We start from the raw sequence: 10,748 nt of genomic DNA on the forward strand, positions 1-10,748 counted from the left end.
GATGGTTAAAATTATCATGCACGGATGTAACGGTCATATGGGACAGGTTATTTCCAATATTGTTGAGAAAGATGCAAATGCCCAGATCGTAGCAGGAATCGATATTGCAGACCAGGGGAAAAACAGCTATCCGGTATTCACAAACATCGACGATTGCCAGGTGGAAGCAGATGCTGTTATCGATTTTTCCTCCCCGAAGGCTTTTGATAAGCTGATGGACTACTGCGAGAAGAGAAATATGCCGGTAGTTCTTTGCACCACAGGTTTAAGTGAAGAGCAGCTTGCAAGAGTAGAAGAGAGTGCAAAAAAGATCGCCGTTCTGAAATCTGCCAACATGTCCCTTGGAATCAATACTCTTTTGAAACTGGTTCAGGATGCAGCCAAGGTTTTGGCAGCAGCTGGCTTTGACATGGAGATTGTAGAGAAGCACCACAACCTGAAAGTGGATGCACCAAGCGGAACTGCTCTTGCCCTTGCCGACAGTCTGAATGAGGCAATGGACAACCAGTATCATTATGTATATGACCGCAGCCAGAGAAGAGAGAAACGTGACGCTAAGGAGATCGGTATTTCCGCAGTTCGCGGAGGCTCTATTGTCGGCGAGCATGAAGTGATTTTTGCCGGACCGGATGAAGTAATCGAATTTAAGCACACAGCATATTCTAAGGCTGTATTCGGCAAGGGTGCTGTAGAAGCAGCGAAATATCTTGCCGGAAAACCAGCTGGAAGATATGATATGAGCAACGTGATCGAAGGTTAACAGAAATATACAAAAATTGTAAAACGCATACAAAAAAATTGTTAAATTTATGGATTTACAGATAACAATGTGTTTGCTATAATTCCATCATAAGTTTCAACGGAGCAAACTACTTAGAGAGTTTGCTCCGTTTTTTGCGTTTATGGAATGGCAGGCCAGAGTATTCGCTAGTAAAGTATTTTTGCACTTGCTTCCATAACGTACTGAAACTTCATAAGAGAGAAATGCGATATTGCATTTCTGCCATGCAGAAAGGGCTGCCACAGGGCGGTCCTTTTTGCGTTAGTAAAGCTGGAAATCGGGATAGCATAACTGCGATGGTCTGAAGGTTGCCGTAAAAGAGGGCGCAACTTCTTATAATGTAGCGCAGAGCTTCCTGGATGAGAATCCGGATGTTTCCTATGAGATCGTTCAGTACAAAGATACAGTAGGATGTGTATCAGATCTTCTGGCTGGTCGTGTGGACGTTGTGGTAAACGACCTTTTGAACCAGAAAATCCTTTCCCAGGAATACGAAGGTGCCAAAATCGTGTGTGATCCATTTACCCACGCAGAGAACGCCATCGCCGTACAGAAGGGAAAAGATGATCTGCTTGCATTTATCAATGAATGTATTGACGAGTATTATGCAGACGGCACTTATGATACACTCTGGACAAAATGGATTGATGCTTCCGGTGAGGGAGAAGAAGCAGCTGCAGCAGAAGATGCGGAAACCGCTAAATAAAGCATAACTGTGAAAGGACTGAACAGTTACAATAAAACACAGATATGCTTCTATGCAGAAAACGAGTTGCTGTGAACAAAGTGAACAGTAACCGGAAGAGTAAGGAAGAAAGGATAAACCGGCTATAATTACTGGCCACAGGGGAAATAGTATGGTAACATTGAAATGGTCACTTGTATTTGATAAAATGACATCACTGCTCCAGGGATGCGCAGTGACGATGGAAATATCGGTTCTCACACTTATTTTTGGTACGATTCTGGGTGTTGTGCTTGCGTTGATGAGGGACAGCCACATAAAAGTGGTATCCAGACTGGCACAGATGTACATCTGGATCTGGAGAGGAACCCCGCTGATGGTGCAGGCATTTCTGATCTATTTCGGTTTGCCAAACCTGGGCATTACTTTTAGTGCTATGACAGCAGGTGTGCTTTCCATGTCTTTAAATACAGGCGCATACATTGCAGAAATTGTCCGTTCCGGTATCCATGCTATTGACCCGGGTCAGAGAGAAGCAGCCAAAGCACTTGGAATGCCCTGGCATCTGGAAATGCTTCGAATTGTGGCACCACAGGCAACCAAGATCTGCATTCTTCCTCTTGTAAACCAGTTTATTGCCACCATCAAAAATACTTCTATTTTGTCCGCCATCACTTTGACAGAGCTGACAAGAGAGGGAACCTTGATCGCTTATAATTCTTTCCATTATTTTGAGCCGTACATAGCTGTTGCGGTATTATATCTGATCCTGACAACTATATTTACCCAGATTGCAGGAGTTTTGGAAAGGAGGATGGCATAAATGGCAGAAGATGTTATTTTAAGTGTAAAAAATATCAGCAAAAGCTTTGGGGATCTTCAGGTGCTGAAGGAAATCGGTTTTGACATACATAAAGGGGAAAAGATTGCAATCCTTGGTCCCAGCGGTTCTGGTAAATCCACAATTCTCCGGTGTATCAACCAGCTGGAAACCTACGACAGCGGCGAAATCGATTATATGGGAAAACCTGTGAATTCCGGTCAGGCACTGCATGAGCTGCGGCAGCATATTGGAATGGTTTTCCAGAGATTTAACGTTTTTACCCATATGAGTGTGCTGCAGAATGTGATCGAGGCACCGGTTCATGTGAAAAAAGTCCCCAAACAGGAGGCAATTGTAAAGGCAAAAGATTTGCTGAAAATGGTTGGGCTGGAAGGCAGGGAAGAGGCAATGGCTAAGAATCTTTCCGGCGGCCAGCAGCAGAGGGTTGCGATCGCAAGAGCAATGGCCATGAATCCGGAAGTGATCCTTTTTGATGAGCCTACAAGCGCACTGGATCCAGAGCTGGTTGGAGAGGTTTTAAGTGTTATCCGTAAAGTAGCAGCAGAAGGAGTATCCATGGTTATCGTCACCCATGAGATGAATTTTGCCAGAGAAGTAGCGGATCGGATTTTGTTTATGGAAGATGGCGTGATCGTGGAGGATGCGCCTCCGGAAGAGTTTTTTGAGCATCCGAAGAATGATCGTATTCGTCAGTTTATCAGGAAAGTTGAGGAAAGGTAATTCGGGATGGACTACATAATCAAAGATGGCTGGATCGTAAATGGGAAAAAGGAAAAGCCATTTCATGGAGATCTTGTAATAGAAAATGGGAAAATTGCGGAAGTGGGAACTCATGTGGAGATTCCAGCCGATTTTCCAAAAGAGCGTGTTCTGAATGCGGCCGGTGGTTATATAACCCCCGGCTTCCTTGACATTCACAGACACGGAGACTGGCAGGCCTTTGGAAACGGGGATGATGAGCTTTTGAACCGGCAGGGACTGACGACGGTGGTGAATGGAAACTGTGGGCTTTCGGTGGCTCCGGCTGGGGAGAAATTTGGGAAAGAGATTGCCAGATTTCTCAGCAGTGTGACTGGGGATTTTCGTTGGGGAAAAGATGAAAATACAGATGATACCGAAGGTGTACTTTTCTCAAAAAAGAAAGAGGAGTCTTGCGGAATTTCGGAGAAAGAAATCGAGATAGATGCTCTTAGAATTATGTCAACCATGTCCGCCTACTTGTCGGCTCTTGGAAAAGAAAAGCGCAGCGTCAACACTGGAATGCTTGCAGGAAATGGAACCATCCGCGCTAGTGTAAAAGGCTATGCTTCCGGGAAGCTTTCCAAGGAAGAATTACATCAGGTGTGGAAGGCTGTGGAGGAAGCTCTGTCAGCAGGAGCGCTTGGAATCAGCCTTGGAATTGCCTATGCCCCGGAATTTGAATATGACAGAGATGGGCTTGTGGAAGCACTGCAGCCCTTGAAGGGGACGGACATTCCCATTACCACCCATATCCGAAATGAAGGAGATGGAATCCTGCTGGCGCTGCAGGAGGTGATTTCCGTGGCGGAAGAGCTGCAGATTCCCTTGCATGTAAGCCATATGAAGTGTATCGGGCGGAAAAACTGGGGCGGGACTCCGGTGAAAATCCTGAAGCTGTTTGACCAGGCGGCAGAGCGGGGCGTGAAGGTGGATTTTGACCTGTATCCCTATCTGACTGGTTCCACCCAGCTGGTACATCTTCTTCCCCCACAGTTTCAGGAGGGAGGTACCGATGCAATCTGCGCAAGGCTGGCAGATCCGTTTTGCAGGAAAGAGATTACGAAGATACTGAAGCAGCCTTCCGATATTTTTGAGAACATTGTGGAGCTGGCTGGCTTTGATATGATCTATGCCAGCACTTTACATACGGAGAAATTCGGCAGCTTTGCAGGACAGTCTATTGCGAAGATCGCAGAGCAGTTTGGACAGGATCCTTATGATATCCTGTATGACATTCTCCTGGAAGAGCGCTGCCAGGTTACCATGCTGGATACCATTGCCTCAGAGGAGGATATGCTGTATTTTTTGAAAGACAGCCGGGCAAATCTGATCTCAGATGCGATCTATCCCGCAGGGGGCAAATATCATCCCAGAGTTTACGGGGCTTTTCCGAAGCTTCTTACTGCTTACGTGCGTGATAAAAAGATTTTTTCCATAGAAGATGCTGTGTATAAGATGACAGCAAAACCGGCGCAGGTGCTGGTTCTCCCTCTGGGTACCCTGGAAAAAGGAATGCCCGCAGATATCAATGTATTTCATCTGGACCAGTTAAGCGTTCATGCGGATTTCCAGAATCCAAACCAGTATTGTACAGGATTTGATTATGTGCTGGCGGGCGGAGAGATTGCGGTAGCCCATGACGTGTGGAGAAATTCCAAAAGCGGCAGGATCGTGCGGAAACAACAGTGATAAGTGAAGAATGGAAATGTCCGGATTGATGGATTTTTAAAATGTAAATTTCTTCCAGAATAGTTTCTTTCTCATCTGTACATATTAGGAGCATACAGCAATGTTTACTGTTCGCAGGCTGAGTTCCGCCAGGCGGAACGGTCATTTTCGCGAAAGTGGACAGTAACGTGTTTTCAGCTGAAAATAAGAAAAGGAGACAGATGAGATGAAAAAAATGAAACGAATGCTCATAGGTACTTTGCTGGTATTTACATTATGTATGCTTACAGCCTGTGGAAATGACAATAACAATGCAGCGGATGAGGTTCAAAATAATGCAAATGAGGACACCATTGATAAGGATAACGTGGAGAATGGAACTGCAGAGGATGAAAACATGGTGGATGACGCGGGCGACAGCATAAATAATGGTGCAGACGGAGCTGGAACTGCTGATACCGCAGTACCAGATGATGCAGGCACTGCCGGAGATGCAGATGTTCCCGGTGATAATGTGACAGACAATAACAATTCCGTTTCCGGTGCTCTCGGAGAAGGTGTGGAAGAATTAGGTGATGGAGTAGCTGATGGTGTCCGTGATGTTGGTGAAGGTGTGGGCAACGCTGTAGAAGATGTTGGAGATGCTGTGGATAATGCAGCGAATGGAAGATAATAAAAAAATAGAGGTAAAATGAAAAGGTGTTGAATGAAGAGAGGTGTTTCATTCAACGCCTTTTTGTGATATGATTTCAATAAATTTGTGAGCAAAATACAGGATAGCTACAACTTAATTACAATGCAAGAAAAGGAGGATCATCATGAAATTTCGTCCATGCATAGATATACATAATGGAAAGGTAAAGCAGATCGTAGGAGGAAGTTTGAAGGATGAGGGAAACCAGGCACAGGAGAATTTTGTGTCAGAGCAGGATGCAGCTTTTTATGCTTCCTTATATAAAGAAAAAGGTCTGAAGGGAGGACATATTATCCTTCTGAACAGTGCGGATTCTGAATACTTCCAGGCTACAAAAGCCCAGGCCATGCTGGCCCTTGACGCTTATCTAGGAGGTCTTCAGATCGGAGGCGGTGTAAACCCGGACAATGCGGCAGATTATCTTGCTGCTGGAGCCAGTCATGTGATCGTCACCTCCTATGTGTTCCGTGATGGCCATATTTCCTGGAAAAATCTGGAGAAGATGGTAGATGCAGCCGGAAAAGAACACCTTGTCCTTGATCTCAGCTGTCGTAAAAAAGAGGATGCATACTATGTAGTCACAGACCGCTGGCAGAAATTTACAGAGGAGGAGGTAACTCTGGAACTGATGGAAAAGCTGGGTGCCTATTGCGATGAATTTCTCATCCATGCAGTGGATGTGGAGGGCAAGGCAAAAGGTATAGAAGTTTCCCTGGCGAAGTTGCTTGGTGAATACAATGGGCACCCAGTCACTTACGCTGGCGGCGTTGGCAGCATGGAGGATATCCAGACCCTCAAAATGGCAGCAGGCGGAAAAGTGGATGTGACGGTAGGAAGTGCCCTGGATCTGTTCGGTGGCACCATACCATTTGAAAAATTGATAGGTAATTTATAAATGTGAAAAAATTCGTAATTTTTTCAGAAAATGATGTTAATTTTTAGAGTAATGTGTTATAATATACCCATCAAACAGCAAAGGGGATGGAAGCATGAAATTCATTATCAGCGGAAAGAACATCACAGTGACAGACGGGCTTCGTACAGCAGTAGAGGATAAGCTCGGTAAACTGGAAAGGTATTTCACTCCTGACACTGAAGTTGTCGTAACTCTTAGTGTAGAAAAAGAAAGACAGAAAATCGAGGTGACGATCCCGGTTAAGGGCAACATCATCCGTTCCGAGCAGGTCAGCAACGATATGTATGTATCAATCGACCTTGTAGAGGAAGTAATTGAACGTCAGCTCAGGAAATACAAGAACAAGATCGTAGATAAGCAGCAGTCAGCTGCCAACTTCCAGAAAGCATATCTGGACAAGGATTATGAAGAGGACGAAGAGGTTAAGATCATTCGTACCAAGAAATTCGATATCAAGCCTATGTATCCAGAAGATGCATGTGTCCAGATGGAACTTCTTGGACATAATTTCTTCGTATTCTGCAATGCAGAGACTGATCAGGTGAATGTAGTTTACAAGCGTAAGGGGAATACCTACGGACTGATCGAGCCGGAGGATTAATAGAGATATATCTGTTTGAAAAATAAAACAGGTGAATAGGAAGGGCATGTGAAAAAACGAAAGTTTTTTCACATGCCCTTGTTTTTTTGCTTTTACGGAGCAGCTGGAATTGGTCTGGCACTGCTGCAGCTTCATCTGGCAGAAACGGATCAGTATCATGTGACCAGATTTCTGGATGATCCGTTCCCTGATGAAAAAGTGATAAAAATTTGAATTTTAAAGTAATTCTTCAGCAAGCTCCCTGGCGGATAGTACGCGGACAGGGAGCTTGCTTTCGTCATAAATACTGTAGGCCAGAAATCCGGTTCCATTTTCTAATGGGATGGTATGGGTGTGCATATTCGGATGCAGAGTGAGAATCTCCCGGAAATTTCCGGTGATCCCTTCTCCGGTAAGTTTGACGGCGCTTTCCTTCATAGCCCAGATCCGGCAGAAATCCTGGGGGGACTTTAGGGAAATAAGCTCCTCCTGAGTGCAGACTCTTCGGATAAGAGATTCCCGGGGCTCGGTGAGCTTCTGGATATCCAGACCAATTTCCCTGTCATGCAAGGCACAGCCTACGAAATTTCCGCTGTGGCTGAGATTAAAAAACGGCATATTTTCCCCACGGAAAAATGGTTTCCCAGAAGAGGTTTTCTGGAAATCCGGGATTTCCCGGAAACCATATTCCTGTTTAAGTCCATAACGCAAAAGCAGCCAGGCCAGGGCAGAACGCTTCTGGTCTTCCGGCAATTTAAAATGCTGAACATATTCCCTGCGTGCAACAGGCAATGAGAAAATCATCTGGTGAAGCAATTCGTTTGAAATTAAGTCCAGTTCCTGAAAAAGATAAATCATATAAAAATTCTCCTAAAACATAAAATAATTTGAGGCTGATTTGGGGTATAAATTCATTTTACTTTAATATATCATATGGGAGACATATTTTGTTCATCAAATATTTATTGTTTTCCATGACAAAAAGTGTTAAAATAGACTGGTATGTTAAACAAAATAAATAATTTTAAATGAAATGAAATCAGTTATATTACACAATATAGCATCTAAAAAGATAGACAGGAGTATAAAAGCTAAATGAACATGTTTTCAAAAGTTTTCGGAACCCGCAGCCAACGAGAGGTTAAGCGTATCATGCCTCTCGTTAAGAAAATTGAGGATCTGCGTCCCGAAATGCAGAAATTAACCGACGAAGAACTTCGTGGTAAGACAAGAGAGTTTAAGAAACGCCTGGAAGAGGGAGCTACCCTGGATGATCTTTTACCAGAGGCATTTGCTACCGTCCGTGAGGCTGCCAAGCGAGTACTTGGAATGGAGCATTTCGAAGTACAGCTCATCGGTGGAATCGTACTTCATCAGGGCCGTATCGCCGAGATGAAGACTGGTGAAGGTAAGACCCTTGTAGCTACATTGCCTTCCTATCTGAATGCCCTGGAGGGCAAAGGTGTTCACGTTGTCACAGTCAATGATTACCTGGCGAAACGTGATGCCGACGAGATGGGACAGGTTCACAGATTCCTTGGGCTGACTGTAGGCGTAGTTCTGAACGACATGAAGCCGGAAGAACGCCGCGAGGCATATAACTGTGATATTACTTATGTTACAAATAACGAACTTGGATTTGACTATCTTCGTGATAACATGGTTATCTACAAGGAGCAGCTGGTACAGCGTGACCTTCACTACTGTATCATCGACGAGGTCGACTCCATTTTAATCGATGAGGCTCGTACTCCTCTGATCATTTCCGGTCAGAGCGGCAAGTCCACCAAGCTGTATGAGGTTTGCGATATCCTTGCACAGCAGCTGGAGCGTGGAGAAGCCAGCCATGAGATGACCAAGATGGCAGCTATCATGGGTGAGGAAGTTATCGAGACCGGTGACTTTGTTGTAAATGAGAAGGATAAGATTGTCAACCTTACCGAGCAGGGTGTGAAGAAGGTTGAGAAATTCTTCAGTATTGAGAATCTTGCAGATCCGGAGAACCTTGAGATCCAGCACAATATCATCCTTGCACTTCGTGCTCATAATCTGATGCACCGTGACCAGGATTACGTTGTAAAAGATGACGAGGTTATGATTGTTGATGAGTTTACCGGACGTATCATGCCGGGCCGTCGTTATTCGGATGGTCTCCACCAGGCAATCGAGGCAAAAGAGCATGTTAAGGTAAAACGCGAGAGCAAAACCCTTGCAACCATCACCTTCCAGAACTTCTTTAACAAATACGATAAGAAAGGCGGTATGACCGGTACTGCCCTTACTGAGGAGAAAGAGTTCCGTGATATCTATGCTATGGACGTTGTTGAGATCCCGACCAATAAGCCGGTTCAGCGTAAGGATTTAGACGATGCCGTATATATGACAAAGAAAGAGAAATTCAATGCAGTTGTCCAGTCTGTAAAGGAAGCTCATGAGAAGCAGCAGCCTGTACTGGTTGGTACTATTACCATTGAGACTTCTGAGCTCATCAGCCGTATGCTGAAGAGAGAAGGGATTCCGCACAATGTATTGAATGCCAAGTTCCATGAGCTTGAGGCTGAAATCGTGGCACAGGCAGGTCAGGCAGGAGCAGTTACCATCGCAACCAATATGGCAGGTCGTGGTACGGATATTAAGCTCGACGATGTATCCAGAGCAGCCGGCGGTCTGAAGATTATCGGTACTGAGCGCCATGAGTCCAGACGTATTGATAACCAGCTGCGTGGACGTTCCGGACGTCAGGGAGATCCGGGAGAATCCCGCTTCTACATTTCCTTGGAGGATGACTTGATGCGTCTGTTCGGATCTGAGCGTCTGATGAAGGTGTTCACTTCCCTTGGTGTAGCTGAGAATGAGCAGATCGAGCATAAAATGCTTTCCAATGCCATCGAGAAGGCACAGGAGAAAATCGAGTTTAACAACTTCGGTATCCGTAAGAATCTTCTTGATTACGACCAGGTTAATAATGAGCAGCGTGAGATCATCTACAAAGAGCGCCGCCAGGTACTGGATGGCGAGAACATGCGTGATGCCATCTACAAGATGATCACAGATATTGTAGATAATGCTGTGGATATGTGCTTCTCTGATGATGTGGATTCTGAAGAGTGGGATCTGAATGAATTCAACAGTGTACTTCGTCAGATCATCCCAATCGAGCCGCTTACTGCCGAGAAGGTTAAGGGCAAGAAAAAGAATGAGATGAAGCATCTGATCAAGGAGGAGGCTGTGAAGCTTTACGAGGCGAAGGAGTCCGAATTCCCGGAGCCAGAGCAGCTGCGTGAGCTTGAGCGCGTTATCCTTCTGAAGAGCATTGACAGCAAGTGGATGGATCACATTGATGACATGGAGATTCTCCGCCAGGGTATTGGTCTGACTGCTTATGGACAGAGAGATCCGGTTGTTGAGTACAAGATGGCCGCATTTGATATGTTTAACAGTATGATCACCTCCATTCAGGAGGACACCGTCAGAATGCTGTATCATGTTCATGTGGAGCAGAAAATCGAGCGTGAGCAGGTGGCTAAGGTTACTGGTACTAACAAGGATGATTCCAGTGTTCGTAAGCCGGTTCAGAGAAAAGAAATTAAGGTTTATCCGAATGATCCGTGTCCTTGCGGAAGCGGTAAGAAGTATAAACAGTGCTGCGGCAGAAAGACTGCTAATGTTTAAATCAGAGTGACGAGAGAGAGCGAATTTCCAGAGGCGGGAGGTCTTGGAAATTCGCTCTTTTGCTATTTAATTGGTTGGTCGTTATCCCGTACGCGATTTCACAATGTATATTCACCGCCGCGCGTCGCAACGTTCCGGCAAGCTAATGACTAACTACGACTAAGACG

The 10,748-nt window shown here is 45.1% G+C and carries 11 protein-coding genes; 10 read left to right on the forward strand and 1 reads right to left on the reverse strand.

The window, feature by feature from the left end; genetic code table 11:
• The first annotated feature begins 1 nt into the window (after nt 1).
• The 9 genes from dapB to AB5Z12_RS12315 all read left to right on the forward strand — a co-directional run bounded on the left by dapB (nt 2) and on the right by AB5Z12_RS12315 (nt 7,143).
• Nucleotides 2-760, forward strand: a complete 759-nt coding sequence (gene dapB / locus AB5Z12_RS12275; protein WP_118582164.1) for a 4-hydroxy-tetrahydrodipicolinate reductase — start codon at nt 2-4, stop codon at nt 758-760.
• Between the two features lie 322 nt (nt 761-1,082).
• Complete coding sequence (locus AB5Z12_RS12280; protein WP_368368670.1) at nt 1,083-1,487, forward strand: substrate-binding periplasmic protein; 405 nt, start codon at nt 1,083-1,085, stop codon at nt 1,485-1,487.
• 151 nt (nt 1,488-1,638) lie between these two features.
• Complete coding sequence (locus AB5Z12_RS12285; protein ID WP_173735278.1) at nt 1,639-2,289, forward strand: amino acid ABC transporter permease; 651 nt, start codon at nt 1,639-1,641, stop codon at nt 2,287-2,289.
• The gene (locus AB5Z12_RS12290) at nt 2,290-3,030 is read left to right on the forward strand and encodes an amino acid ABC transporter ATP-binding protein (protein ID WP_179962565.1); all 741 of its coding nucleotides are present in this window, start codon (nt 2,290-2,292) and stop codon (nt 3,028-3,030) included. It begins immediately after the preceding gene.
• A 6-nt stretch (nt 3,031-3,036) separates the two neighbouring features.
• Complete coding sequence (locus tag AB5Z12_RS12295) at nt 3,037-4,740, forward strand: amidohydrolase family protein (RefSeq protein ID WP_368368669.1); 1,704 nt, start codon at nt 3,037-3,039, stop codon at nt 4,738-4,740.
• A gap of 205 nt (nt 4,741-4,945) precedes the next feature.
• Nucleotides 4,946-5,392, forward strand: coding sequence for a lipoprotein (locus AB5Z12_RS12300; RefSeq protein WP_368357249.1), 447 nt, complete (start codon nt 4,946-4,948; stop codon nt 5,390-5,392).
• Nucleotides 5,393-5,537: 145 nt separating this feature from the next.
• On the forward strand, nt 5,538-6,308 hold the full coding sequence (hisA, locus tag AB5Z12_RS12305; protein WP_368357248.1) for a phosphoribosylformimino-5-aminoimidazole carboxamide ribotide isomerase: 771 nt from the start codon (nt 5,538-5,540) through the stop codon (nt 6,306-6,308).
• A 94-nt stretch (nt 6,309-6,402) separates the two neighbouring features.
• Nucleotides 6,403-6,930 carry a ribosome-associated translation inhibitor RaiA gene (raiA, locus tag AB5Z12_RS12310; RefSeq protein WP_118582188.1) on the forward strand — a complete coding sequence of 176 codons (528 nt, stop codon included), beginning with the start codon at nt 6,403-6,405 and terminating at the stop codon, nt 6,928-6,930.
• Between the two features lie 48 nt (nt 6,931-6,978).
• Nucleotides 6,979-7,143, forward strand: coding sequence for a hypothetical protein (locus AB5Z12_RS12315; protein WP_237963556.1), 165 nt, complete (start codon nt 6,979-6,981; stop codon nt 7,141-7,143).
• A gap of 3 nt (nt 7,144-7,146) precedes the next feature.
• On the opposite strand, the gene AB5Z12_RS12320 is transcribed toward AB5Z12_RS12315, so the two are convergent.
• The gene (locus AB5Z12_RS12320; RefSeq protein WP_368357247.1) at nt 7,147-7,767 is read right to left on the reverse strand and encodes a 4'-phosphopantetheinyl transferase superfamily protein; all 621 of its coding nucleotides are present in this window, start codon (nt 7,765-7,767) and stop codon (nt 7,147-7,149) included.
• A 237-nt stretch (nt 7,768-8,004) separates the two neighbouring features.
• On the opposite strand from AB5Z12_RS12320, the gene secA reads away from it, so the two are divergent.
• A complete protein-coding gene (secA, locus tag AB5Z12_RS12325) occupies nt 8,005-10,581 on the forward strand; it encodes a preprotein translocase subunit SecA (RefSeq protein ID WP_368357246.1) in 2,577 nt (858 codons plus the stop codon).
• Nucleotides 10,582-10,748: the final 167 nt, after the last annotated feature.

Source organism: Ruminococcus sp. RTP21358st1_G6_RTP21358_211008 (assembly GCF_040908885.1).
Classification (GTDB): domain Bacteria; phylum Bacillota; class Clostridia; order Lachnospirales; family Lachnospiraceae; genus Blautia_A; species Blautia_A faecis.

Excerpts from the sequence above, each read along its gene's own strand:
- dapB (WP_118582164.1), top strand. The coding sequence starts at position 2 with ATGGTTAAAATTATCATGCACGGATGTAACGGTCATATGGGACAGGTT.
- AB5Z12_RS12295 (WP_368368669.1), top strand. The coding sequence starts at position 3,037 with ATGGACTACATAATCAAAGATGGCTGGATCGTAAATGGGAAAAAGGAA.
- hisA (WP_368357248.1), top strand. The coding sequence starts at position 5,538 with ATGAAATTTCGTCCATGCATAGATATACATAATGGAAAGGTAAAGCAG.
- secA (WP_368357246.1), top strand. The coding sequence starts at position 8,005 with ATGAACATGTTTTCAAAAGTTTTCGGAACCCGCAGCCAACGAGAGGTT.
- AB5Z12_RS12285 (WP_173735278.1), top strand. The coding sequence starts at position 1,639 with ATGGTAACATTGAAATGGTCACTTGTATTTGATAAAATGACATCACTG.
- raiA (WP_118582188.1), top strand. The coding sequence starts at position 6,403 with ATGAAATTCATTATCAGCGGAAAGAACATCACAGTGACAGACGGGCTT.
- AB5Z12_RS12320 (WP_368357247.1), bottom strand. The coding sequence starts at position 7,767 with ATGATTTATCTTTTTCAGGAACTGGACTTAATTTCAAACGAATTGCTT.
- AB5Z12_RS12290 (WP_179962565.1), top strand. The coding sequence starts at position 2,290 with ATGGCAGAAGATGTTATTTTAAGTGTAAAAAATATCAGCAAAAGCTTT.
- AB5Z12_RS12300 (WP_368357249.1), top strand. The coding sequence starts at position 4,946 with ATGAAAAAAATGAAACGAATGCTCATAGGTACTTTGCTGGTATTTACA.